General features: G+C 72.8%; 22 protein-coding genes. 9 read left to right on the forward strand and 13 right to left on the reverse strand.

Features of this window, described 5'->3' with window-relative positions; all coding sequences use genetic code 11:
• Positions 1-4: 4 nt before the first annotated feature.
• Positions 5-1255, forward strand: coding sequence for a serine hydrolase (locus ABZ646_RS03325; protein WP_360512503.1), 1251 nt, complete (start codon positions 5-7; stop codon positions 1253-1255).
• Positions 1256-1492: 237 nt separating this feature from the next.
• On the opposite strand, the gene ABZ646_RS03330 is transcribed toward ABZ646_RS03325, so the two are convergent.
• Positions 1493-2251 carry an SDR family oxidoreductase gene (locus ABZ646_RS03330; RefSeq protein ID WP_360512437.1) on the reverse strand — a complete coding sequence of 253 codons (759 nt, stop codon included), beginning with the start codon at positions 2249-2251 and terminating at the stop codon, positions 1493-1495.
• 34 nt (positions 2252-2285) lie between these two features.
• Positions 2286-3284 (reverse strand): Gfo/Idh/MocA family oxidoreductase, encoded by a 999-nt coding sequence (locus tag ABZ646_RS03335; RefSeq protein WP_360512439.1) that lies wholly within the window; start codon positions 3282-3284, stop codon positions 2286-2288.
• Between the two features lie 124 nt (positions 3285-3408).
• Between ABZ646_RS03335 and ABZ646_RS03340 the strand changes: the two genes are divergently transcribed.
• From ABZ646_RS03340 to ABZ646_RS03355, 4 genes are all read left to right on the forward strand, one after another.
• Positions 3409-4758, forward strand: coding sequence for a multidrug effflux MFS transporter (locus tag ABZ646_RS03340; RefSeq protein WP_360512441.1), 1350 nt, complete (start codon positions 3409-3411; stop codon positions 4756-4758).
• Positions 4755-5891 carry a serine hydrolase domain-containing protein gene (locus ABZ646_RS03345; protein ID WP_360512505.1) on the forward strand — a complete coding sequence of 379 codons (1137 nt, stop codon included), beginning with the start codon at positions 4755-4757 and terminating at the stop codon, positions 5889-5891. The genes ABZ646_RS03340 and ABZ646_RS03345 overlap by 4 nt, the downstream gene beginning before the upstream one ends.
• A gap of 140 nt (positions 5892-6031) precedes the next feature.
• Positions 6032-6976: a small ribosomal subunit Rsm22 family protein gene (locus ABZ646_RS03350; protein ID WP_360512507.1), complete on the forward strand. Its 945-nt coding sequence runs from the start codon at positions 6032-6034 to the stop codon at positions 6974-6976.
• 170 nt (positions 6977-7146) lie between these two features.
• A complete protein-coding gene (locus tag ABZ646_RS03355) occupies positions 7147-7884 on the forward strand; it encodes a bifunctional DNA primase/polymerase (protein ID WP_360512443.1) in 738 nt (245 codons plus the stop codon).
• Positions 7885-7923: 39 nt separating this feature from the next.
• On the opposite strand, the gene ABZ646_RS03360 is transcribed toward ABZ646_RS03355, so the two are convergent.
• From ABZ646_RS03360 to efeO, 4 genes are read right to left on the reverse strand one after another with little or no spacing between them, the layout of a single operon-like run.
• The gene (locus ABZ646_RS03360) at positions 7924-8925 is read right to left on the reverse strand and encodes a hypothetical protein (RefSeq protein WP_360512445.1); all 1002 of its coding nucleotides are present in this window, start codon (positions 8923-8925) and stop codon (positions 7924-7926) included.
• Positions 8873-9757, reverse strand: a complete 885-nt coding sequence (efeU, locus tag ABZ646_RS03365; protein ID WP_360512447.1) for an iron uptake transporter permease EfeU — start codon at positions 9755-9757, stop codon at positions 8873-8875. Before efeU ends, ABZ646_RS03360 begins: the two co-directional genes overlap by 53 nt.
• Positions 9758-9760: 3 nt before the next feature.
• Positions 9761-11035: an iron uptake transporter deferrochelatase/peroxidase subunit gene (efeB, locus tag ABZ646_RS03370; RefSeq protein ID WP_360512449.1), complete on the reverse strand. Its 1275-nt coding sequence runs from the start codon at positions 11033-11035 to the stop codon at positions 9761-9763.
• 10 nt (positions 11036-11045) lie between these two features.
• Entirely contained in the window at positions 11046-12182 is a 1137-nt protein-coding gene (gene efeO, locus ABZ646_RS03375) for an iron uptake system protein EfeO (RefSeq protein WP_360512451.1), read from the reverse strand.
• Positions 12183-12373: 191 nt separating this feature from the next.
• On the opposite strand from efeO, the gene ABZ646_RS03380 reads away from it, so the two are divergent.
• Positions 12374-13078 (forward strand): PhzF family phenazine biosynthesis protein, encoded by a 705-nt coding sequence (locus ABZ646_RS03380; RefSeq protein ID WP_360512453.1) that lies wholly within the window; start codon positions 12374-12376, stop codon positions 13076-13078.
• Here ABZ646_RS03380 and ABZ646_RS03385 read toward each other — a convergent pair.
• From ABZ646_RS03385 to ABZ646_RS03395, 3 genes are read right to left on the reverse strand one after another with little or no spacing between them, the layout of a single operon-like run.
• The gene (locus tag ABZ646_RS03385) at positions 13036-13287 is read right to left on the reverse strand and encodes a hypothetical protein (protein ID WP_360512455.1); all 252 of its coding nucleotides are present in this window, start codon (positions 13285-13287) and stop codon (positions 13036-13038) included. The genes ABZ646_RS03380 and ABZ646_RS03385 overlap by 43 nt on opposite strands.
• Positions 13288-13291: 4 nt before the next feature.
• Positions 13292-14017, reverse strand: a complete 726-nt coding sequence (gene npdG / locus ABZ646_RS03390; protein WP_360512457.1) for an NADPH-dependent F420 reductase — start codon at positions 14015-14017, stop codon at positions 13292-13294.
• Positions 14018-14072: 55 nt separating this feature from the next.
• Positions 14073-15152: a sialidase family protein gene (locus tag ABZ646_RS03395; protein ID WP_360512459.1), complete on the reverse strand. Its 1080-nt coding sequence runs from the start codon at positions 15150-15152 to the stop codon at positions 14073-14075.
• An 80-nt stretch (positions 15153-15232) separates the two neighbouring features.
• Here ABZ646_RS03395 and ABZ646_RS03400 point away from each other — a divergent pair, with 80 nt between their 5' ends.
• Positions 15233-15829, forward strand: a complete 597-nt coding sequence (locus ABZ646_RS03400) for a hypothetical protein (RefSeq protein ID WP_360512461.1) — start codon at positions 15233-15235, stop codon at positions 15827-15829.
• A 37-nt stretch (positions 15830-15866) separates the two neighbouring features.
• On the opposite strand, the gene ABZ646_RS03405 is transcribed toward ABZ646_RS03400, so the two are convergent.
• A complete protein-coding gene (locus ABZ646_RS03405) occupies positions 15867-16100 on the reverse strand; it encodes a hypothetical protein (RefSeq protein WP_360512463.1) in 234 nt (77 codons plus the stop codon).
• 58 nt (positions 16101-16158) lie between these two features.
• On the opposite strand from ABZ646_RS03405, the gene map reads away from it, so the two are divergent.
• A complete protein-coding gene (gene map, locus ABZ646_RS03410) occupies positions 16159-17016 on the forward strand; it encodes a type I methionyl aminopeptidase (protein ID WP_360512465.1) in 858 nt (285 codons plus the stop codon).
• A 41-nt stretch (positions 17017-17057) separates the two neighbouring features.
• Here the strand turns inward: map and ABZ646_RS03415 are convergent, their stop codons facing one another.
• A complete protein-coding gene (locus tag ABZ646_RS03415; RefSeq protein WP_360512467.1) occupies positions 17058-17858 on the reverse strand; it encodes a site-2 protease family protein in 801 nt (266 codons plus the stop codon).
• Between the two features lie 164 nt (positions 17859-18022).
• Here ABZ646_RS03415 and ABZ646_RS03420 point away from each other — a divergent pair, with 164 nt between their 5' ends.
• Positions 18023-21295, forward strand: coding sequence for a BTAD domain-containing putative transcriptional regulator (locus tag ABZ646_RS03420; protein ID WP_360512469.1), 3273 nt, complete (start codon positions 18023-18025; stop codon positions 21293-21295).
• 17 nt (positions 21296-21312) lie between these two features.
• On the opposite strand, the gene ABZ646_RS03425 is transcribed toward ABZ646_RS03420, so the two are convergent.
• Together ABZ646_RS03425 and ABZ646_RS03430 are read right to left on the reverse strand one after the other, a co-directional pair.
• Positions 21313-22131 (reverse strand): ABC transporter permease, encoded by an 819-nt coding sequence (locus ABZ646_RS03425; protein WP_360512471.1) that lies wholly within the window; start codon positions 22129-22131, stop codon positions 21313-21315.
• On the reverse strand, positions 22128-23135 hold the full coding sequence (locus tag ABZ646_RS03430; RefSeq protein ID WP_360512473.1) for an ATP-binding cassette domain-containing protein: 1008 nt from the start codon (positions 23133-23135) through the stop codon (positions 22128-22130). Before ABZ646_RS03430 ends, ABZ646_RS03425 begins: the two co-directional genes overlap by 4 nt.
• Positions 23136-23248 lie beyond the last annotated feature (113 nt).

The following is a 23248-nucleotide window of genomic DNA, read 5'->3' on the forward strand; positions in this document are numbered from 1 at the left end:
CGCGGTGTACGGTCCCGGGATGCGCGATTCCTCTCGGCTGACCCGGCGTGCCGCCCTCGGACTGACGGCCGCCGCCCTGCCCGTCCTCTCGGCGACCCCCGCCTCCGCCACCACGGCGATAGGCGGCGAGCGGCTGGCCCGCGGCGGCGTACAGCTGAGCGGCGCCGCCGGCTTCCCCAGGAAGATCACCGCCCGGGCCTGGCTGCTGGCCGACTGCGAGAGCGGGGAGGTGCTCGCCTCGTACGACGCGCACCGGCGGCTGCCGCCCGCGTCCACCCTGAAGATGCTGTTCGCGGACACCGTGCTGAAGAAGTTCGAGCGCAGCGGGCGCTACCAGGTCAAGGACTCCGACCTCGCCGACGTCCCGTCCGGTTCCAGCCTGGTCGGGATCAAGCCCGGCATCACCTACACCGTCGAGCAGCTGTGGCAGGGCGTCTTCCTGCGCTCCGGCAACGACGCCGTGCACGTCCTCTCCCACATGAACGGCGGGATCGCGAAGACCGTCGCCGAGATGCAGGCCAAGGCGGTCGACCTGCAGGCCCTGGACACCCATGTGGTCAGCCCGGACGGCTTCGACCACCCGGGCCAGCTGTCGTCCGCGTACGACCTGACGCTCTTCGCCCGGCACGGGCTGAAGGACGACGAGTTCCGGGGCTACTGCGGGACGAGGACCGCGAACTTCCCGGCGGGCGGCAGGAAGACCTTCCAGATCCAGAACACCGACCGCCTGCTCACCGGCGCCTGGGGACTCGACGTCTACCAGGGCCTGTTCGGCGTCAAGAACGGCTACACCAGCCACGCGGGCAACACCTTCACCGGCGGGGCCACCCGGGGCGGCCGCACCCTGCTGGTCACCGTCATGCACCCGGCCCCCGGCACCAACGCCGTGTACGAGGAGACCGCGGCGCTCCTCGACTGGGGTTTCGGCAAGGGGGGCGCGGCGCGGCCGGTGGGGGTGCTGGTCGATCCGCTGAGCGAGGGCGGGGCGAGCGCGGGCCCGTCGGCCTCGGGGGCCGAGGGGGCCGCGGGGGCGTCCGGTACGGGGGCGGCGGCGATGTCGTCCGGCCCTTCGCCGTGGCGGCTCGCCGAGGGCGGGGCGGTCACGCTGGCGCTGCTGGGCGCCGGGGGTTGGGCGCTGCGCCGGCGCCGCCGCGCGACGGTCGCCGCCGGGGCCGGTGCGAAGGCTGTGCCCGGTGCGAAGGCCGTGCCCGATGCGAGCGCCGGGCCCGACTCGCATGACGTGCAGGGGAGTTGACGTCTTGCGGCAGCCGCCCCACCCACCGGTGCGTACCCGCGGTCCACGCGGGTCCACCCCCACCCGGTCCGGTGGAGCGGCTGCCGCCTCCCCCTCGGAGTGGTCGGCGGAACCCCAGAGCTCCAAGTGTGAAGTTCTGGTGGAGAAGAGTCGAGCATAGGCCTGTTACCGGCCGCAATACCGCGGAGGTGGGGATTCCGCTTGTATAGATCGCGAAGGCCCTGACTGAACGGCGGTTCAGCCCCGCCCCACGTACGGCATCGCGGTCGCCAGCACCGTCGCGAACTGCACGTTCGCGGCCAGGGGCAGCTCGGCCATGTGCCGCACGGTGCGCGCCACGTCGGCCACGTCCATCACCGGTTCCGGGACGATCTCCCCGTTCGCCTGCAGCGCGCCGGTCTCCATACGGGCCGTCATGTCGGTGGCCGCGTTGCCGATGTCGATCTGCCCGACCGCGATCCCGTAGGGCCGCCCGTCCAGGGAGAGCGACTTGGTGAGCCCCGTCAGCGCGTGCTTGGTCGCGGTGTAGGCGACGGAGTGCGGGCGGGGCGTGTGCGCCGAGATCGACCCGTTGTTGATGATCCGCCCGCCCTGCGGCTCCTGCTCCTTCATCTGCCGGAACGCGGCCTGCGCGCACAGGAACGCCCCGTTGAGGTTCGTGTCCACGACGTGCCGCCACGCCTCGTACGACAGGTCCTCGACGGCCACCCCGCCGGGCCCGAACGTCCCGGCGTTGTTGAACAGCAGGTCGACCCGTCCGAACCGTTCCACGGTCGCCGCGAACAGCCCGTCGACGTCCTGCGGCACCGCCACGTCCGTGCGGACGGCGACGGCGGCGCCCCCGGGCACCAGCGCCGCCGTCTCCTCCAGCGTCCGCGGCCGCCGCCCGGCCAGCGCCACCGACCAGCCGGCCGTCAGCAGCTCGACGGCGACGGCCCGCCCGATCCCCGAACCGGCACCGGTGACCACCGCGATCCTCGATTGCTTGGCATCCATGGGCCCGCACCCTACGGAGGGCGGCCGGGTCAGGTCACGCCTCCCCGGGGTAGCGCACCCCGATCTGGTCGCGGAGCGTGTCCAGGGTGCGCATCACGGCCAGGGTGCCGTCGAGCGGGACGAGCGGGGACTCCTTCTCGCCGGCCCGCAGGGCGCGCATGACCTCCCGGGCCTCGTGGCGCAGGGTGTTGCGCGGGCCGTCGGCCGGGTCCATCACGAACTCCTCCGGGTCGCGGCCGTCGCGGTGCAGGACGAAGCGCTCGGGGTGGAAGAAGCCGTCCGGGATGTCGATCCGGCCGTGCGAGCCGGTGACCGAGGCGCCGTTGCCGGTACCGCCGACGATGGAGCAGTGCACCAGGGCGAGAGCGCCGCTCTCCCAGGAGAGCAGTGCACCCGTCTGGAGATCGACGCCCTCCTCCGAGAGCACCGCTCGCGCGGATATCCCGTCCGGTTCACCGAGCAGCAGGTGCGCGAACGACACCGGGTACACGCCCAGGTCGAGCAGTGCGCCCCCGCCCAGCGCCGGGTCCCGCAGCCGGTGCGACGGCGGGAACGGGCCCTCGAGGCCGAAGTCCGCCTGCACGGTCCGCACCTCCCCGACCGCCCCGTCCGCGACCAGCGCCGTCAGCCGCCGCACCAGCGGGTTGCAGTACGTCCACATCGCCTCCATCAGGAAGCGGTCGTGCTCCTTCGCCAGCGCGACGAGTTCCTCGGCCTCCCGGCCGTTGACCGTGAACGCCTTCTCGCACAGCACGTTGCGCCCTGCCCGCAGGCACAGCCCGGCGGCCGCCCGGTGCGCCGAGTGCGGAGTGGCGACGTACACGACGTCGACGTCCTCGTCCCGGGCCAGTGACTCCCAGTCGCCGTAGGCCCGCTCGATCCCGAACCGCTCCGCGAAGGCCCGTGCCGACTCCGGCGACCGCGAGGCCACCGCCGTGATCTCCGCGTCGGGCAGATCCACCAGGTCGGCCGCGAAGGCGGCCGCGATCCCGCCCGTCGCCAGGATCCCCCACCGCACACTCTGCTCAGCCATCCCGGCAGCCCCACCCTCGCTCATGTGTTTCCAGGCAGTCCGTACGAGCTGAGAGCATATGCGGGGGCCGACCGGGTCCAGCAAGAGCGGACCCGTACCGCGACACCTACGCAGTGGGGGGAACATGCCCGAGCAGCCGGCGCCGACGACACCAGGCGTCCATGACACCGCCGTACCCCGTGGCACCGCGGCCGCGCCGCCCGCCGCCCGCCGCGCCGGACTCCTCCTCGTCCTGCTCCTCGGCGGGCTCACCGCGACGCCCCCGCTGGCGATGGACATGTACCTTCCCTCGCTGCCCGAGGTCACCCGCTCCCTGCACGCCCCCGCCGCCACCGTCCAGCTCACCCTCACCGCCTGCCTCGCCGGCATGGCCCTGGGCCAGCTCGCCGTCGGCCCGATGAGCGACCGCTGGGGACGCCGCCGCCCGCTGCTGACAGGCCTCGCCGTCTACGTCGTCGCCACCGCCCTGTGCGCCCTCGCGCCGAACGTCGAGACCCTGGTCGCCTTCCGGCTCGCCCAGGGCCTCGCGGGCGCCGCGGGCATCGTCATCGCCCGGGCCGTCGTACGCGACCTGTACGACGGGGACGCCATGGCCCGCTTCTTCTCCACCCTGATGCTGGTCTCCGGGGCGGCCCCGATCGTGGCCCCGCTGATCGGCGGGCAGCTCCTGCGGGTGACGGACTGGCGGGGCGTCTTCGTCGTCCTCACCGTCGTCGGAGCGGCGCTCGCCGCGCTGGTCTGGGTCAAGCTCCCCGAGACCCTGCCGCCCGCCGCCCGGAACGCCGGGGGAGCGGCCGGGGCCGTACGCGCCATGCGCACCCTCCTCGCCGACCTCCCCTTCACCGGCTACATGCTCACGGGCGGCTTCGCCTTCGCCGCCCTCTTCGCCTACATAAGCGCCTCGCCCTTCGTGATCCAGGAGATCTACGGCGCCTCCCCCCAGACCTTCAGCCTGCTCTTCGGCCTCAACTCCGTCGGGCTGCTGATCGCCGGGCAGGTCAACGGCAAGCTGCTGGTCGGCCGGGTCGGCCTCGACAAGGTGCTCGGCACGGGCCTGGTGGTGACCGTCCTCGCGGCCACCGCCCTGCTGCTGATGTCCACCGGCGCCCTCGGCCCGGTCGGGCTCGCCCCCGTCGCCGCCGCCCTGTTCGTCCTGATGTCCGCGATGGGTGTCACCCTCCCCAACGCCCAGTCCCTCGCCCTGCTGCGCACCCGGCACGCCGCCGGTTCCGCGTCCGCACTGCTCGGCACCACGTCGTTCCTGGTCGGCGCGGTCGCCTCGCCGCTGGTCGGGATCGCCGGGGAGAGAACCGCCGTGCCCATGGCGATCGTCCAACTGGCGGGGGCACTGGTGGCACTGGCCTGCTTCGTGGGAATGTGCCGTCCTTGGGACGTGCGGGCGAACACCCGTGCGGGAACGGAGAATGGGGGTGTCCCCGTTCGGGCGGAGCCGAGAAAGGCGGAAGAGCGCTGAGCGTGCCGAGACTGCGCGTCGAGACACCGGAACGGGCCGGTCTCGACCCAGCGGAACTCAGACACCTCGTCCGCGAGGTGCGCGACCTGACCACCGGGGAACGGCCCTGGGCGGCGGGGGCCGTCGTGGTCGCCGGCCGCGGACCCGTGATCGCCGTGCAGCAGGCCGCGGGCTGGGCCGTGCGCTGGTCCGGGTACGACCCCGAGACCGACGCCGGTGTCGAACCGCCGCCCGCCGCCCGGGTCCCGATGACCGTCGACACCCCCTTCGACGTGGCCTCCCTCACCAAGCTCTTCACCGCGGTCGCCGCCGTGCAGCAGCTGGAACGCGGCACCCTCGGGATCGACGCCCGCGTCGGCGCCTACCTCCCCGACTTCCACGCGGCCGCCGCCCACGGCATCACCGTCCGCCAGCTCCTCACCCACACCTCCGGCCTGCGCCCCGAACTCCCCCTGTACGACTGCCCGGACGACACCGCCCGCCTCGACCTGCTGCGCGCCGAGGCACCCAGCTCCGCACCCGGCGTCCACCGTTACTCCGACCTGAACATGCTGCTGCTCCAGCACGTCCTGGAGCGCATCTCCGGCCGCACCCTCGACGTCCTCGTCCGCGACGGCATCACCCGCCCGCTCGGGATGACCGCCACCGACTTCGGGCCCTGCCCCGGCGCGGCGGCCACCGAGGACCAGCGGCGGCCGTGGGCCAAGGTGGACCGGGGAATGCTGCGCGGTGTCGTGCACGACGAGAACGCCTGGGCGCTGGGCGGGGTGGCGGGGCACGCGGGTCTGTTCGCCACCGCGCGCGACCTGGCGGTCTTCTGCCGCGCACTGCTCGCGGGCGGCGCCTACGGGCCGGCCCGCATCCTCGGCCCCGACTTCGTGGACCTGCTGCTGAGCCCGCCCGGGCTGGGGTTCGTCGTCGACCAGCCCTGGTTCATGGGCGAACTGGCGGGGCGGGGCGCGGCCGGGCACACCGGGTTCACGGGGACGAGCCTGGTCCTCGACCGGGCCACGGACAGTTTCCTGGTCCTGCTGGCCAACACCGTGCACCCGGTGCGGCGCCCCGCGGACAGCGCACCCCGCGCCGCCGCGGCGACCCGCCTCGCCCGGGCTGTCCATACAATCGCCGGGTGAACCACCCCGCAGCCCAGGGCTCCGCAGCGCCGGACCCCGAGACCCCGGACCCCGAGACCCCGGACCCCGAGACCCCGGCCGCCGGGACCCCGGACTCCGCCGTTCCGGCCGACCGGCTCCGTGCCACCCTCGGTCACCTCCTGGACGGCCTGCCGCCCCGGCAGGCCGTCGGCGCGGTCGACCGGCTGATCGCCAACTACCGCGGCGCCACCCCGACCGACGCACCGATCCTGCGGGACCGGGCCGACGTGGTGGCCTACGCGGCGTACCGGATGCCGGCGACCTTCGAGGCGGTACGGTCGGCGCTGGCCGAGTTCGCCGACACGCTGCCCGAGGGCTGGGCGCCGGACAGCCACGTGGACGTCGGCGGCGGGACGGGCGCGGCCACCTGGGCGGTGACCGACACCTGGGCCGGGGTACGGCCGGTGACGGTCCTCGACTGGGCCGAGCCCGCGCTGGCCCTCGGCCGGGAGATCGCCGCGGCGAACCCGGCACTGCGCCAGGCGTCGTGGCGGCGCTCCCGGATCGGAGCGGCGCTCACCATCGAGAGCACCGACCTGGTCACGGTGTCGTACGTCCTGAACGAACTCGACGAGGCCGACCGGGCCGCCCTCGTCACCGCCGCCGCGGCCGCCGCGCGGTCCGTGGTGATCGTCGAGGCCGGCACCCCGGCCGGCTACGCCCGGATCATCGAGGCCCGGGACCGCCTCGTCGCGGCCGGGTTCCGGATCGCCGCGCCCTGCCCGCACAGCGCCGCCTGCCCGATCGTCCCCGGCGCGGACTGGTGCCACTTCTCGGTCCGGGTCAGCCGTTCCTCCCTGCACCGCCAGGTCAAGGGCGGCTCGCTGCCCTACGAGGACGAGAAGTTCAGCTACGTCGCCGCCACCCGCCTCCCGGCCACCCCCGCCCCGGCCCGGGTGGTCCGCCGGCCCCAGATCCGCAAGGGCCAGGTCCTGCTCGACCTGTGCGAGCCCGACGAGCAACTGCGCCGGACGACGGTCACCAAACGCCACGGCGAGCTCTACCGGGCGGCACGGGACGCGGACTGGGGGGACCCGTGGCCGCCGAGGGAGCGCAAGGAGTAACGGGCGCGAGCCCCTGTAACCCCCGCGAGAGCCGCCGCAGACGCGAGAGCTTGCAATCCCCGCAATCCCCCCTCACCACCGCAATACGCTCCCGCCCCCCGTACCCCCCTTCACGCCCAGATGGGACGATAAGGCATGCTGTCGGGACCACAGCGAGGCGAGGGCGACAGATGAGCGCGACGTTCGGCGGCCGGAGCGGTCGGCAGGGCAAACTCTCCCAGTGGCTGCTCGGACGCCGTCCGAAGGAGACAGCCGCCGCCGACGACCGCGAGGACCTGCTGCTCGCCGCCGCGGCCGCCGGCCTCCCGCTGGCCCCCGCCGCCCACCCCGCCCCCGGCTACGGCTGTTCCTGCGACCGCGTGGGCTGCCCGACCCCCGCCCGGCACCCGGTGTCGTTCGCCTGGCAGACGCAGTCCACCACCGACCGCGCCCAGATCGAACGCTGGGCGCGGCACCAGCCGCAGGCCAACTTCATCACCGCGACCGGCATGACCCACGACGTCCTGGACGTCCCGCTGGAAGCCGGCCGGCAGGCGCTGGAGCGGCTGCTCGCGAGCGGCGTGGAGGTCGGCCCGGTCGCCGAGAGCGACGACGGCCGCATGCTGTTCTTCACCCTCACCCGCGGCACCCCCGAGGACGAGGACGAGTGGTGGCCGTGCGAACTGGACTGCCACCCCGAGACCATGGCCGAGCACCCCGGCCTGCGCTGGCACTGCCGGGGGTCGTACGTCCTCGTGCCGCCCGCCCGGCTGCCCGGCGACGACGACCGGCGCGTGCACTGGGTACGCGGCCCCGAGCACGCCCTGCCCGACCCGCTGAGCCTGCTGGAGACCCTCACCGACGCCTGCGCCCGGCACGCCGGCGAGGAGCCCGGCCAGGCGGCCGTCGCCTGGCCGCTGCGGCGCTGAACGCCCCTCGCGAGGCCCCTCAGGCCCCTGTGCGGAGGGTCAGGACCCCTGCGCGGACGTCAGCCCCTGGATACGCCCGAGGACCGACACCTTTCCGGTGCCCGCCGGGTCCAGGGCGACCTGGTTGGAGACGAACTGCATCGTCAGCGACTGCTTGATCTCACCCTTGGTGAGGGCCTTGACGTCCTGGTTCTGGGCCGGCACCGAGGTGCCCGCGGCCGCGGTCTGCTTGGCGTAGTAGCGGGTGGCGAAGAACACCAGCGCCCCGCCGTCGGCGGTGCGCAGCGCGAGCGGGGCGTAGTCGCCGTCGGTGAGCGGCTCGTCGATGTACTGGGTGGCGAGCCCCGGCTTGGTCGACTTCCTGCGGTCCGCCCGCCAGCCGCTGGTGTGCGCGCCGGCCGCGAAGACCGGACCGCCGCTCTTCAGGTACGTGACGTAGTCCCGGCCCAACTCGCCCGGGGGAACCGCGAGTCGGGTGCTGTTCGCCGGTACTGCCTCGGCCCAGCCGTCCTTGTCGGTCCTGAACTTCGGTACGTCGCCCGGGGCGACCAGCGTCAGATACGCCACCTGGAACGGTTCGGAGAGGCTGTCGCGGGTGAAGACCAGCAGCCAGCGGTCGTCTCCGCCCTTGTTGCCGTGCGCGTCGGCGACGAACCAGCGCGGCCAGCCCGCCTTCTTGGGGATGGTGTAAGTGACGTCGTCGAACTCCAGCGCGGAGTGGCCCGAGTTGCCGCCGGGGCTGTTGATGTGCCCGGCCTTCAGACGCGCGGAGTCGATGTCGGCGAGGGCGCCGGTCGTGCGGTCCGCGTCCAGGGAACCGTCGTACGCCTTGTCGGCCTTGTTGTACGCGTCCGTGAACTGCCGCAGTGCCTTCGCCGCCTCGGCGCGGGTGGTGGTGGGGAGCACCTCGCGCTCCCCGTGCACCACCACGCAGCCGCTCGCCGTCAGTGACAGGGCGGTCAGCGAGACCGCGAGGAGCGCGTTCCGGTCACGCCCGCGGAGCCGTCGAGGGCCGCGATCCCTGGTCGTCAGGTGCGTCATCAGGTGCCTTCACCTTCCCCTTCCCGGAGGCGAACCCTACCGGGGCGAAGAAGAGTACGAGCGTGGGGACCAGGTACAGCAGCCACACCGTGACCTGGAGCACGGTCGGATCGGGCTGGAAGTTGAACACGCCCTTCAGCAGCGTCCCGTACCAGCTGTCCGGCGGGACGGTGCCGCTGATGTCGAAGGCCTGGTTCGTCAGCCCGGGGATCCAGTCGGCCTCCTGGAGGTCGTGGAAGCCGTACGCCAGCACGCCCGCCGCGACCACCACCAGCATGCCGCCGGTCCAGGTGAAGAACCTGGCCAGGTTGATCTTCAGGGCGCCCCGGTAGAAGAGCCAGCCGAGGAACACGGCGGTGGCCAGGCCGAGGGCCACGCCGACCAGCGGGCGCGGGGTGCCGTCGCTGGCCGCGTGCACGGACGCCCACACGAACAGCGCGGTCTCCAGCCCCTCGCGGCCGACGGCGAGGAAGGCGGTGGCGACCAGTGCGCCGGTGCCCATCGCGAGGGCCGCGTCGAGCTTGCCGTGCAGCTCCGACTTCAGGTGCCGGGCGGTGCGCCGCATCCAGAACACCATCCACGTCACCAGGCCGACCGCGATGACGGACAGCGACCCGCCGAGCGCCTCCTGCGCCTCGAACGTGAGCTCCTGGGAGCCGAATTCGAGCGCGCAACCGAAGCCCATGGCGATGAGCACGGCCACGCCGATACCGATCCAGATCGGCTTCAGGGCGTCCGTCCGCCCGGTCTTGACCAGGTAGGCGATGAGGATGCAGACGACGAGCGAGGCCTCCAGGCCCTCCCGCAGACCGATCAGGTAGTTGGAGAACACGGCTCACGCCCCCTTGGCGGAATCGGAGGACCCGGCGGAATCGGAGAACAGCGTCCGGCCCCACCAGTCGTCCTTGTCCCGGACGCCGGGCGGAACCGCGAAGACCGCCGAACCCACGTGCTGGATGTAGTCGTTGAGCGCGTCGGAGGCGGACAGCCTGCGCTGCAACGGGATGAACCCCTTGCGTACGTCACGCATGTAGGCGAGGAAGAACAGCCCGGCGTCCAGCCGCCCGAGCCCGTCGGTGCCGTCGGTGAACGAGTAGCCCCGGCGCAGGATGGTGATCCCGCCGTTGGAGTCGGGATGCGCGAGGCGCACATGCGCGTCGGGCTTCATCGCCTTCAGGAACGGCTCGTCGTGCTCCTTGGCCTTGCCGACCGGGGCGCCCTCGCCCTTGTCCCGCCCGAACACGTCCTCCTGCTCCTGGAGCGACGCACGGTCCCAGGTCTCGATGTTCATGCGGATGCGCCGGGCGACCAGGTACGACCCCCCGGTCATCCAGGCCGGACCGTCCCCTTCCTGCGCCCAGACGAACTTCTTCAGCCGGTCGGTCTCGGTCCCCGCGATGTTGCGGGTGCCGTCCTTGAACCCCATGAGATTGCGCGGGGTCTGGGCGTCCGGGGTGGTCGACGAGGTCTTGCCGAAGCCGAGTTGGGACCAGCGGACGGCGACCTTGCCGAAGCCGATCCGGGCGAGGTTGCGGATGGCGTGCACGGCGACCTGCGGATCGTCGGCGCAGGCCTGGATGCACAGGTCGCCGCCGGTCCGGGACCTGTCGAGGTTGTCCCCGGGGAACTTCGGCAGGTCGACGAGCGCGGCCGGCCGCTGTCCGGCGAGGTCGAACTTCTCGAACAGGGAGGGGCCGAAGCCGATCGTCAGGGTCAGCCGGGACGGCTGGAGCCCGAGCGCCTCACCGGTGTCGTCCGGCGGCGCCTCGGCGAGCCCGCCGTACGCCCCCTCGCCGAACGCCTTCCCGGCGGTCATCCGGCGGGCCGCCGCGGTCCAGTCCTTCAGCAGCTGGACGAACGCGGCCCGGTCGTCGGTCTGCACGTCGAACGCGGCGAAGTGCAGCCGGTCCTGGACGGGCGTGGCGATACCGGCCTGGTTCGCGCCGTGGAACTGCACCGCGCCCCCGGCCTCGGATGCGGCGGCCGGGTCCACGTCCTGGCCGGCCTCGGCCATCGCCACCGCGCCCCCGGCCACCGCCGCGCCGAGCGCGAGCCCGGCACCGCCCCAGCCGATGAGCGCCCGCCGCGAGGGAGTCGCCTTCTCGTTCATGTCCCGCCCCTTACTTGACGACGGCCGCGGCGAGCTTGGACAGCGGCTCGGCGAGGGCGTTGACCGCGTCGGACAGCTCCTTGCGCTGGTCCTTGGTGACCTTGTCGTAGGACACGAAGTCGTACGACGTCTTGTCGGTGCGGTACGTGTCGAGCAGGGTGTCCAGGGCGGCGAACTGCTTGTCGAGTTCGGCGGTCAGCGCCTGGTCGTTCTTCGCGGCGACCGGCTTGAGCAGCTCGTACGCCTTCTGGGCGCCCTCGACGTTGGCCTTGAAGTCGACCAGGTCGGTGTGGGAGTAACGGTCCTCCTCACCGGTGACCTTGCCGGTGGCGACCTCGTCGAGAAGTTCCTTGGCGCCGTTGGCCATGGAGGTCGGGGTGATCTCGGCCCTGCCGACCCGCTTCTGCCAGTCCGTCAGGTCGGCGACGAGCTGGTCCGCGAGCGCCGCCTCCGTGGCACCGGCCTTCTTGTCGGCCCACAGGGACTTCTCCAGCCGGTGCCAGCCGGTCCACTTCTGGCCCTCTTCCAGGCCGTCGGCGCGGGTGTCGGTCTTCGGGTCGATGTCACCGAAGGACTCGGCGATCGGCTCGGTGCGCTCCCAGCCGAGCCGCGAGGGGGAGTACGCCTTCCTGGCGGCGTCCAGGTCGCCGGCCTTGACGGCGTCGGCGAAGGTCCGCGCGAGCGGCACCGTGGCGTCGGCCTGTTCCTGGGCGTACTCGCGGTAGTCGGCGACGGCCTTGTCGAGCGCCGGGCTGCGCTCGGCGACCGTGCCGGAGCCGGTGACGGTGAGCTTCTGCCGGATGCCGTGCCCCTTCATCCCGGGCCGGCAGGCTATCTCGTAGGACCCGGCCTTCACCTCGGCGGTCAGCGTGTACCTGGTCCCCGGCCCGATGTTCTCCTTCTCGGAGACGATCCGGTCGTCGGGGAAGAGGATCTCGACCTCGGTGGCCTGGGAGCCCTTGTTCTCGATGGCGAGGGTGACGTGCCCGGCCGGCACCGACGTGGCCGACGTCCCGCACCGGGAGTCGGCGGCGGTCACCTGGATCGCGTCACTGCCCTTGGCGTCGCTCTTCGCCGTGCAGGCCGAGAGGGCGGTCAGAGCCGCCGCGGTGGCGGCGGCGGTGACGGTGAGTCGGACGGCACGCATGCAGGCTCCCAGCGAGATGGTGTGGTGAGGCTGCCCTAACTTACCTGAGGCTTACCTCACTCATACCCATGCGGGGTGTGATTCACCAGGCACGGAAGAATCACAGGCACGGCTTGATCTCGACGGCTCAAAGTCGACACCAAAGGATGGTAAAGGGAAAGTCAAGTGGATCCGGGTGCTTCAATGCCGGAGTGACTGACTACGACGTGCTGCGTGTCTTCTGCGCGGCGAACGGCGGATACGGCAACGAACTCGGCGTCGTCCGCGAGGGCTCGGTGCTGCCCGAGCCGGCGGACCGGCAGGCGCTGGCCGGGAAACTCGGGTTCAGCGAGACCGTGTTCGTGGACGACCCGGAGCGCGGGATCGTCGACATCTACACCCCCACCGTGCGCCTGCCCTTCGCCGGACACCCGTGCGTCGGCACGGCCTGGCTGCTGGACGTACCCGAACTGGTCACCCCCGCCGGTGTGGTCGGCGCCCGGCTGGACGGGGAGTTCAGCTGGATCGAGGCGCTCCCGGAGTGGGTCCCGCCGCGCACCCTGCGCCAGTACGCCACGGCCGCCGAGGTGGACGCGCTGCCGGTGCCGCCACCGGGGGAGTGGGTCTACGCCTGGGCCTGGGAGGACGAGTCGGCCGGCCGGGTCCGCGCCCGCGGCTTCCCCGGCCGCGACGACGGGATCCAGGAGGACGAGGCGACCGGGGCGGCGGCACTGCTGCTCACCGACCGGCTGGGCCGCGCCCTGAACATCACCCAGGGCAAGGGCTCGCAGATCCTCACGGCACCGCAGCCCTACGGCTGGGTGGAGATCGGCGGGCGGGTCCTCCTGGAGGGCCCGGAGAAGCAGCCGGGGGCTCAGCCGGCGGTCGGCTTCCCGCCCCGGCCGCGCCGCGCGTAGTACCAGGTCATGTTCGACGACACGCCCGTCAGCAGCACCCAGACCACGCCGACCGGCCAGCTGCCCTGGACGAAGGAGACGACGGCGGCGACGACGGCGAGGACGCAGACGGCCAGGGCGTAGAGGGCGAGGCGGGGCATAGGGTCGCTTTCCTGACGGGCGCGGGATCGGGCGCGGGGACACTGCTGGCGTCCACCAGTGTCCCCCATCCGCTCACACGTCCGTGACGCGGAGCCCGGCGTGTGCCTTGTAGCGGCGGTTGACCGAGATCAGGTTGGCGACGAGCGACTCCACCTGGTGGGCGTTGCGCAGCCGCCCCGCGAAGACGCCCCGCATCCCGGCGATCCGTCCGGCCAGCGCCTGCACGATCTCCACGTCGGCCCGCACCTCGCCGAGCACCATGACGTCGGTGTCGATCTCCTCGATCTCCGGGTCCTGGAGCAGTACGGCCGACAGGTGGTGGAAGGCGGCCGTGACCCGCGAGTCGGGCAGCAGCGCCGCCGCCTGCTCGGCCGCGCTGCCCTCCTCCGGCCTGAGCGCGTAGGCGCCCTTCTTGTCGAAGCCGAGCGGGTTGACGCAGTCCACGACCAGCTTCCCGGCCAGCTCCCCGCGCAGCGACTCCAGCGTCTTGCCGTGCCCGTCCCACGGCACGGCGACGATCACGAGGTCGCTGCGGCGCGCGCACTCGGCGTTGTCAGCGCCCTCGACACCGTGCCCGAGCTCCTCGGCGGCGGCCTGCGCGCGCTCCGCGGCCCGGGAACCGATGATCACCTTCTGGCCGGCCCGGGCCAGCCGGTAGGCGAGGCCCTTGCCCTGCGGCCCGGTGCCGCCGAGCACACCCACGACCAGGCCGGAGACGTCGGGCAGGTCCCAGGGGTCCTTGGCGGGGGCGGGAGCCTTCTCGGCGGCCGGCTGCTGTGCACTGTCGGAAGAGGTCATGGGGCCGACTCTACGTCCGGGCGGGCGGCCGTACCCGGCCAGGTGGGCCACCCGGTCAGGTGAGCCGGTCCACCGGCACCCGACGGAACGTGATCGTCGTGTACGCGCTGAAGTCACCGGTCTCGTACAGCAGTCCCACGGTGTCCGCGTCGACGCGGGCCAGATCGGAGTAGGCCGCGGGCAGCCCGTCCACGGTGTACGCGGACCGCCAGGTGGTGCCGCCGTCGGCGGAGGCGCGGATCGTCATCAGGGCGCGGGCGGCCGGATCGGCGGGCCCGGAGTACAACAGCAGGTCCGGATCGCGCAGTTGCAGCACACTGGCCTCGCAGACGGGGGCGGTCAGCCCGGCCTGCGGCCGGAACGGCCTGACCAGGGTGCGACCGCCGTCCCGCGAGTGGGCGTCGGCGCGGCGGCCGGGCGCCGTCGCGTCGTTGCGGGTGTTGAAGTAGACGCGCCCGTCGGGGAGTTCGGCGGCGGTGGTCTCGTTCGCGTTGATGTACCCGTCGGTGTTCTCGTCGACGTAGCCGAGGTACCAGGTCGCACCGCGGTCGTCGCTGAGCAGGCAGTGCCCGCTGTTGTACCTGGCCTCGGTCCCGTTGTCGCCGCCGGTGGGCGGGACGGTGTGGTTGGCGGGTACGACGACCCGCCCCGACCGCAGTTGGAGGGCGTGCCCGGGAGTGGTCGCGTACCACCGCCACCCGGGCTTCTTCACGGACCCGGTGATCTCCACGGGCCCGGACCACGTCACCCCGTCGTCGTCACTGTGCTGCACCCACACCCGCCGCCCGTCCGCGTCGGACACCTGCCCGCGCAGGATGGCGTCCTCGGTGGCGGAGGCGGCGCTGCGGACGTGCACCAGCAGGATCCGGCCGGTGTCGAGGACGACCGGGGCGGGGTTGCCGGCGAGATCGCTCCCGTTGCGGGCGGCGACCTGGAGCGCTCCCCAGGTGCGGCCGCCGTCGCCCGACCTCTTCAGCACGATGTCGACGTGCCCGTGGTCGGCGGCGGAGTCCGCTCTCCCCTCGCAGAAGGCGAGGACCGTACCCGCCCGGGACACCACCACCGCCGGGATCCGGAAACTGGCGTAGCCCTCGGTGCCCGCGTGAAAGGGAATGCTTGCTGCCGCGTCGCTCATGGGGCGCCTCCTGCCCGGATCGGGCGAACTCGGGGTGAACGGCGCGTCACGAGTGGCCGATTGCGGCAGTATGCGGGGACATGGACGCCGTACGGGTCGCATTGCTGCGCGAAGTGCTCGCCGGAACCGAGTGGTTGCAGGCCACGCGGAGATTCGCGGGTGTGCTGCGCGGCTCGGTGGTGACCCACGGCGGCGGCCTGCTGCTGGCCGGCACCCCCGGTCACGAGCCGTGGCATCTCGCGGCGCACCTGGTGGACGAGGCGGCCTGGTCCGGTACGCCGGAACTGGCGCCGACCCTGGTACGGCACGACGCGCGCCCCACCGACCCCGCGCACCTCGCGGTCGGCCCCGGCCGCATCGAGGCCGCCCGCCGGGGCGAGACGCTGCTGCTGGTGACGCAGGGGGAGACACAGGCCCTGCTGGAACGGGTGCACACGGCCCGCCGCGCGGGCGTCACGGTCCTGACCCTGTCCACCACCGCCGACGACGCGCTGACGGCGATGGCCCACGAGGCCCTCGTCGTCCCCGAGGGCGCGGAACTGGACCTCGACACGGTCCAGCACCTGGTCAGCGCGGCGACCGGCGAGAACGCGCCGTCCCCGCGGGGACGGCGCTTCCGGGACCGCCTGGCGAGGCTGGCGGACACGGCGCTGGCCCCACCGCCGAGCCCCTGGTGAGACCTCGTCCGCGGGCGCGCGCCGCCGCCCCCTCTGATCAGGCCTCGTCCGAGGAGTCACCGGCCGGTGCGTCGTGCCACCGCGGGTCGTTCTCCCACTGGAGGTTGCGTTCGCGGGCGATCTCCATGGCGTGTTCCGCCTCGGCCCTGGTGGTGTAGGGGCCGAACCGGTCCTTCGCGGGGCAGTCCGGCCCCTCCTCGACCTTCTTGTGCTGCAGGCAGTAGTACCACTCGCCCGCCTTAGCGACGGTCCGCTTCTTGAACAAGGCCATGACCGGCTCCTTTCGCCATCCACATGTTCCCGCATGCCCGCTGGTTAGACTCGCTGGCATGTCTGGCCAGTCGCTGCTCGTACCAGGGGAGCTCTCTCCCACCCGTTCGGTACCCGGAAACATCCGCCGACCCGAGTACGTCGGCAAACCCGCGCCGACCCCGTACACCGGATCCGAGGTGCAGACCCCGGAGACCGTGGAGGCGATGCGGATCGCCGGTCGTATCGCCGCGCAGGCGATGGAGGAGGCCGCGAAGATCATCGCTCCGGGGGTGACCACCGACGAACTGGACAAGGTCGCGCACGAGTACATGTGCGACCACGGGGCCTACCCGTCCACGCTCGGCTACCGGGGCTTCCCCAAGTCGCTGTGCACCAGCGTCAACGAGGTCATCTGCCACGGCATCCCGGACTCGACCGTGCTCCGGGACGGCGACATCGTCAACCTGGACGTGACGGCGTACATCGGCGGAGTGCACGGCGACAACAACGCGACCTACCTGGTCGGGGACGTCGACGAGGAGAGCCGGCTGCTGGTGGAGCGCACCCGGGAGTCCCTGAACCGGGCGATCAAGGCGGTCCGGCCGGGCCGCCAGATCAACATCATCGGCCGGGTCATCGAGTCGTACGCGAAGCGCTTCGGCTACGGGGTGGTCCGGGACTTCACCGGGCACGGCATCAGCTCGTCGTTCCACTCCGGGCTGATCATCCCGCACTACGACAGCCCGCACGCGACGACCGTGATGCAGCCCGGGATGACCTTCACCATCGAGCCGATGCTGACGCTCGGGACGCACGAGTACGACATGTGGGAGGACGGCTGGACGGTCGTCACCAAGGACCGCAGGCGCACCGCGCAGTTCGAGCACACGCTGGTGGTGACCGACACCGGCGCGGACATCCTCACCCTCCCGTAGCGCTCCCTCCCGTCACCCCGCCCCGCCGGGGCGGGGACCGGTCAGCCGGTGGCGGAGCAGTACTCGTTCGTGCCCTGCCAGAACCGGTACAGCTCCTGACCGCAGTACTGCGAGAACCCGTCGACGCCCAGGTGACGCAGCAGCGCGTCGATCACGTCGAAGAACGCGCTGTTGATCGACGGCACCCACAGCAGCGCGAACACGAACAGCAGGCCGAACGGCGCGAACGGCTCCACCTGCCGCTTCACGCCGTACGACAGCCAGGGCTCGATCACGCCGTAGCCGTCCAGGCCCGGCACCGGCAGGAAGTTCAGGATCGCGGCGGTGACCTGGAGCAGGGCGAGGAAGGCCAGCGCGTACCGGAAGTCGCGCGGGACGCCGTCCAGGGCGTCCAGCCAGAAGGGGGCGGTGCAGACGGCGGCGAACAGCACGTTCGTCAGCGGGCCGGCCGCCGAGATGAGGCTGTGCCGCCAGCGGCCGCGGATCCGGCTGCGCTCGATGAAGACCGCACCGCCGGGCAGACCGATCCCGCCCATGATCACGAACACCACCGGCAGCACGATGCTCAGCAGCGCGTGCGTGTACTTCAGCGGGTTCAGCGTCAGATAGCCCTTCGTGCCCACCGTGATGTCCCCGCTGTGCAGGGCGGTACGGGCGTGCGCGTACTCGTGCAGGCAGAGGGAGACGATCCACGCCGCCGTCACGAACAGGAACACGGCGACGCCGGGCTGCTCGGCGAAGCCGGACCAGGTGGCCCACCCGGTCACCGCGGTGACGGCCAGGATCCCGACGAACACGGGACTGATCCGCCGGTCGCTGGGGCGGGTGGTGGTGGCGGTCATGGCGGGGGACTCCCGGGTCGCGTCGGAGGCGGTGGCGGTGGCGGTGGCGTGCGGGGTCGACCGTACAGGTGACGTGGGAAGAACGTCATGCGCAGGGCTGCGGGTTCCTGCTCGTCGGTACGCATCCGAAACCCACGGGCGCCGCGAGGGCGTCCCCAGGGACAATGAACCCCGTGCGCTATCGGATCCTCGGCACCACCCAGGTACTCCGCCCCGACGGTACGGCCGTCCCCGTGGGCGGGGCGCGGCTGCGTGCCCTGCTGGCCGTGCTGGCGCTGCGGGCCGGCCGCCCGGTGCCCGCCGGGCTGCTCGTCGACGAGGTCTGGTGCGACGACCCGCCCGCCGACGCGAGCGGCGCGCTCCAGGCGCTGGTCGGCCGGCTGCGGCGGGCCCTCGGCGCGGACGCGGTCGCGTCCGCCGACGGCGGCTACCGCCTCGCCGCCGCCCCCGACGACGTCGACCTGCACCGCTTCGAACGGCTCACCGGTGACGGCCTGCGCGCCCTCGCCGACGGCGACCCGGCCAAGGCGGTGACCGTCCTCGACGACGCCCTCGCCCTCTGGTACGGCCCGGCCCTCGCCGACCTGCCCGACCGCACCGCCGAGGCGGCCCGTGCCGACGCCCGCCGCCTGGACGCCCGGCGCGCCCGCCACACCGCCGCCCTCGCCCTCGGCCAGGCCGAGCAGTCCCTGCCCGAGCTCACCGCCCTGTGCGACGCCCACCCGCTCGACGAACCGCTCCAGGCCCTGCGCCTGCGCGCCCTGGCCGCCACCGGCCGCACCGCCGAGGCACTGGCCGCCTACGACGGCGTACGGCACCTGCTCGCCGACCGCCTCGGTTCCGACCCGGGCCCCGAACTACGCGCCCTGCACGCCGAGTTGCTGGACCCCGTCCCGGCACCGAAGGCACCGGCGCCGCGCCCGGGCAACCTGCGCGCCCGGCTCACCTCCTTCGTCGGGCGCGAGGCCGACATCGAGACCATCCGCGGCGACCTCCGCGCCGCCCGGCTGGTCACCCTGCTCGGGCCCGGCGGGGCCGGCAAGACCCGGCTGTCGCAGGAGGCCGCCGAGACCGTGCGGTCCGCCGCCCGGGACGGGGTCTGGCTCGCCGAGCTGGCTCCCGTCGACGACCCCGCCGCCGTACCCGAGGCGGTGCTCAGCGCGCTCGGTGCCCGCGAGACCGTGCTGTACGGCGCCGGCGCCGAGGGCATGCGGGCCGCCGCCGACCGGCACGACGACCCGGTCGAGCGGCTCGTCGAACACTGCGCCCGGCGCCGCCTGCTGATCATCCTCGACAACTGCGAGCACGTCGTCGACGCGGCGGCCGACCTCGCGGCCCGGCTCCTGGAGCGCTGCCCGGACCTGACCGTGCTGGCCACCAGCCGCGAACCGCTCGGCGTGCCGGGGGAGTTGCTGCGCCCGGTGGAACCGCTGCCCGATCCGGTGGCGCTGCGGCTGTTCGCCGACCGGGGCGCCGCGGCCCGCCCGGGCTTCACGGTGGACGCCGACGAGGAGACCGCGGCGGCCTGCGCCGAGATCTGCCGCCGCCTGGACGGACTGCCCCTCGCCATCGAACTGGCCGCCGCCCGGCTCCGGATGCTCACCCCCCGCCAGATCGCCGACCGGCTGGACGACCGTTTCCGCCTGCTCACCTCCGGCAGCCGTACCGTGCTGCCCCGCCAGCAGACCCTGCGCGCGGTCGTGGACTGGTCCTGGGACCTGCTCGACACCGGTGAACGGGACGTCCTCGGCCGGCTCTCGGTCTTCGCGGGCGGCTGCGACCTGACCGCCGCCGAGGCCGTCTGCGGACCCGCCGCCCTCGACGCGCTCGGCTCTCTCGTCGACAAGTCCCTGGTGGTGGCGGCCTCTTCGGCGGTGGACGACGGGATGCGCTACCGGCTCCTGGAGACCGTCGCCGAGTACGCGGGCGAACGCCTCGACGAGAGCGGCGAGCGGGCCGCCGCCGAACGCGCCCACCTGACGTACTACCGCGAACTCGCCCGCACCACCGACCCGTTGCTGCGTGGCTCCGGCCAGCGCGGCGCGCTGGCACGGTTCGGGCTGGAGTACGAGAACCTGCGCACCGCCCTGCGTCACGCCGTCGCCGCCCGCGACGAGCAGGAGGCGCTGTGCCTCGCGCACTCCCTGGTCTGGTACTGGCAGATGCGCGACCAGCGGATCGAGGCCCGCACCTGGTGCGGCGAGATCATGGCCCTCGGCCCCGACCCCTTCGCCGAACCGGTCGCCCCCGCCGAACCGGTCTGGCAGCGCCTGACCGCCATCGCGCCGCCGTACACCGGCGAGGTGCTCACCGAGGCCCGGCGCGGCGTCCACCTGGCGCACATGGCCTGCATGGACACCGAGCTGGACGTCTGGCAGACCCCGGCCGCGCAGGCCAAACTGCGGGCCGTCACCCAGGTCTACGAGCCCGGTCTGCCACAGACCTCCCGCGCCCCCGGCATGTTCTGGTTCTACGCCGTGATGCTGACCGGCGGCATGGACCGGCTGCGCACCATCGTGGACGCCGTCGTCGACGTCTGCCGTGGGACCCCCGACTACGAGTGGGAGCTGGCCGCCGCCCTTCAGATGCGGGCCAACGTGCTGGCCAACCGCGCCGCCTGGGCCGGTGACGCCACCCGTGACGCCGACGAGTCACTGGAGATCTTCCGCCGCCTCGGGGACGACTGGGGCACCGCCGAGGCCCTGTCCGCGCGCGCCGAGTCACTGGAGCGCAAGGGAGAGTTCCTGGCGGCCGCCGTCGACTACCGGGCCGCCGTCGAGCACGCCACACGGCTCGGTGCCCACGCCCAGGTCAACGTGCTCCAGGCCCGCCTCGGCACCGTGCTGCTGGAGGCCGGGGACGCCGAGGACGGCGAACGGCTGCTGCGCGAGGTCCTCGACCGTGCCGACGGCCCGGCCAACGAGGCGAGGCCCGCCGCACGGCTCTTCCTGTCGAACTGGCTCATGCTGGACGGCCGGCTCACCGAGGCCCGCGAGCAACTCCGGATGGTGCGCGAGGAGTTCAAGATCGCGCACTTTGTCGTCTTCGATGCCTTTATCCTCACCCAGGAGGGCTGGCTGGAGGCCCTGGAGGGCTTTCACACCGAGTCCCTGACCAGGCTCCGGAAGGCGTTCGGGCACATCGCGGACCCGCTGACCCAGGCCATCGCCCCGCACCTGCAGTGCGTCTGCCTGACCGTCGCCGCACTCGCGCTGGCCGGGCTCGACGGTGGTGCCCGTGCCGCGGACGCGGCCCGCTGCCTGGGTGCCGCCGAAGCCCTGCTGCCGCCCGGACACGTGCCGACCGGCAGCGAGCGCACGACGCGCGAGCGGACGGAGGCCCGGGTCCGGGCCGCGGTCGGAGACGACCGGGTCTACGCCTCGGCGTACGCCGAGGGCGGTGGCCTCTCCCTCGCGGAGGCCACCGCCCTGGTCTGAGCTTTCGATCGGTGACGTCAGCTCTTGGTGCGGAACTTGTGGATGGCGACCGGGGCCATCACCGCGGTGAGCCCGACCGACCAGGCCAGCGTCACCCACAGGCTGTGCGCCACCGGGCCGCCGAGCATCAGGCCGCGCGCGGTGTCGGCGAGCGCGGACAGCGGGTTGTAGTCGGTGAAGGCCTGGAGCCAGCCCGGCATCGAGTCGGTCGGCGCGAAGATCGACGAGCCGAACTGCAGCGGCATCAGCACCAGGAAGCCCATCGCCTGCACCGACTGGGCGCTCTTCATGATCACGCCGAGGGTGAGGAACACCCACATCAGGGCCGAGCCGAACACCGCCGACAGGCCCACCGAGGCCAGCAGCCCGGACCAGTGGGTGATGTCGAAGCCCACCAGGAGGGCGACGACCATCAGCACCGCGGTCGCGAACAGCATCCGCATCAGCTCCACCGCGATCTTGGCGAACAGCACCGAGCCGCGGCCGATCGGCAGGGACCGGAAGCGGTCCATCACACCGGAGTTGAAGTCCGTGTTGAACCCCGTGCCCACGCCCTGGGCCATGTTCATCCCCATCATGGCCATGAGGCCGGGGACCACGTACTGGACGTACGCCTGCTGGCCGCCGCCGAGCGACTTGCCGATGGAGCCGCCGAAGACGTACACGAACAGCAGCGTGAAGATCACCGGGAACAGGATGGCGTCGAACATCGACTCCGGGTCCTGCCGGATCCACAGCAGATTGCGGCGGACGAGCGCACCGGTGTGCCGCAGATGGGCCCGGAGCGAGATGGGGGCGTCGGTCGCGGGGAGGGTGGTGACGGCGGTGGCGCTCATACGGCGACCTCCTGACGGTCGTCGGCGGGCTCGGGGTCCTGCGGGGCACTGGCCCGGTGGCCGGTGAGGGACAGGAACACCTCGTCCAGGCTGGGCAGTTCGGTGGTGATGGAGCTGATGGTGATACCGCGCGCGGTGACGGAGCCGACCACCGCGGTCAGCTGCTCGTCGCTGAGGATCGGCACCAGCAGGGCGCCGTTCTCCGCGTCCACGGTCGTCGAGGCGAGCCCGGTGATGCCCAGCTCGTCGATCATCTCGGCGAGCGGCCGCACCTGCAGCGGGTCGACGGGCCGCACCCGCAGCGTCCGGCCGCCGACCTTCGCCTTCAGCTCCTCGACCCGGCCGTTCGCGATGACCTGCCCGCGGTCCACGACGGTCAGCTCGGAGGCGAGCTGCTCGGCCTCCTCCATGTACTGGGTGGTCAGCAGTACGGTCACGCCGTCGCCGACCATGGCCTTGACCTCGGCCCACACCTCGTTCCGGGTGCGCGGGTCCAGACCGGTGGTGGGCTCGTCCAGGTAGAGCACCTGGGGGCGGCCGATCATCGAGGCGGCGAGGTCGAGGCGGCGCCGCATGCCGCCGGAGTAGGTGCTCGCCGGCCGCTTGGCGGCCTCGGTCAGCGAGAAGCGCTCCAGCAGTTCGTCGGCCCGGGCCCGCGCGTCCTTGCGGGACAGGTCGAGGAGCCGCCCGATCATGTACAGGTTCTCCCAGCCCGGCAGCTTCTCGTCCACCGAGGCGTACTGACCGGTCAGCCCGATCACCCGGCGCAGCAGGCGGGGCTGGCGCAGCACGTCGTACCCGGCGACGACCGCCTCTCCGGCGTCGGGCCGCAGCAGCGTGGACAGGATGCGTACGAGGGTCGTCTTGCCGGCCCCGTTGGGTCCGAGCACACCCATCACGGTGCCCTCGCGGACGTCCAGATCAACTCCGTCGAGTGCCTTGGTGTCGCCGTAGTGCTTCACCAGCCCCCGTACGGACACGGCGTTGTTGTCGATTCGCGTCATGGCAAGAACGGTGCCAGGCGCCACCGACAAACCACCGACAGCCCACCGACACACCCCGGCAGCCCACCGACAGAACAGCCCGCCCACAGAACAGCCCGCCGACGGGGGAAGAT

Origin of the sequence: Streptomyces sp. NPDC007162 (assembly GCF_040634175.1) — a bacterium.
Classification (GTDB): domain Bacteria; phylum Actinomycetota; class Actinomycetes; order Streptomycetales; family Streptomycetaceae; genus Streptomyces.

Excerpts from the sequence above, each read along its gene's own strand:
- ABZ646_RS03330 (WP_360512437.1), bottom strand. The coding sequence starts at position 2,251 with ATGGATGCCAAGCAATCGAGGATCGCGGTGGTCACCGGTGCCGGTTCG.
- ABZ646_RS03335 (WP_360512439.1), bottom strand. The coding sequence starts at position 3,284 with ATGGCTGAGCAGAGTGTGCGGTGGGGGATCCTGGCGACGGGCGGGATC.
- ABZ646_RS03340 (WP_360512441.1), top strand. The coding sequence starts at position 3,409 with ATGCCCGAGCAGCCGGCGCCGACGACACCAGGCGTCCATGACACCGCC.
- ABZ646_RS03355 (WP_360512443.1), top strand. The coding sequence starts at position 7,147 with ATGAGCGCGACGTTCGGCGGCCGGAGCGGTCGGCAGGGCAAACTCTCC.
- ABZ646_RS03360 (WP_360512445.1), bottom strand. The coding sequence starts at position 8,925 with ATGACGCACCTGACGACCAGGGATCGCGGCCCTCGACGGCTCCGCGGG.
- efeB (WP_360512449.1), bottom strand. The coding sequence starts at position 11,035 with ATGAACGAGAAGGCGACTCCCTCGCGGCGGGCGCTCATCGGCTGGGGC.
- efeO (WP_360512451.1), bottom strand. The coding sequence starts at position 12,182 with ATGCGTGCCGTCCGACTCACCGTCACCGCCGCCGCCACCGCGGCGGCT.
- ABZ646_RS03385 (WP_360512455.1), bottom strand. The coding sequence starts at position 13,287 with ATGGGGGACACTGGTGGACGCCAGCAGTGTCCCCGCGCCCGATCCCGC.
- npdG (WP_360512457.1), bottom strand. The coding sequence starts at position 14,017 with ATGACCTCTTCCGACAGTGCACAGCAGCCGGCCGCCGAGAAGGCTCCC.
- ABZ646_RS03395 (WP_360512459.1), bottom strand. The coding sequence starts at position 15,152 with ATGAGCGACGCGGCAGCAAGCATTCCCTTTCACGCGGGCACCGAGGGC.
- ABZ646_RS03400 (WP_360512461.1), top strand. The coding sequence starts at position 15,233 with ATGGACGCCGTACGGGTCGCATTGCTGCGCGAAGTGCTCGCCGGAACC.
- ABZ646_RS03405 (WP_360512463.1), bottom strand. The coding sequence starts at position 16,100 with ATGGCCTTGTTCAAGAAGCGGACCGTCGCTAAGGCGGGCGAGTGGTAC.
- map (WP_360512465.1), top strand. The coding sequence starts at position 16,159 with ATGTCTGGCCAGTCGCTGCTCGTACCAGGGGAGCTCTCTCCCACCCGT.
- ABZ646_RS03415 (WP_360512467.1), bottom strand. The coding sequence starts at position 17,858 with ATGACCGCCACCACCACCCGCCCCAGCGACCGGCGGATCAGTCCCGTG.
- ABZ646_RS03420 (WP_360512469.1), top strand. The coding sequence starts at position 18,023 with ATGAACCCCGTGCGCTATCGGATCCTCGGCACCACCCAGGTACTCCGC.
- ABZ646_RS03425 (WP_360512471.1), bottom strand. The coding sequence starts at position 22,131 with ATGAGCGCCACCGCCGTCACCACCCTCCCCGCGACCGACGCCCCCATC.
- ABZ646_RS03430 (WP_360512473.1), bottom strand. The coding sequence starts at position 23,135 with ATGACGCGAATCGACAACAACGCCGTGTCCGTACGGGGGCTGGTGAAG.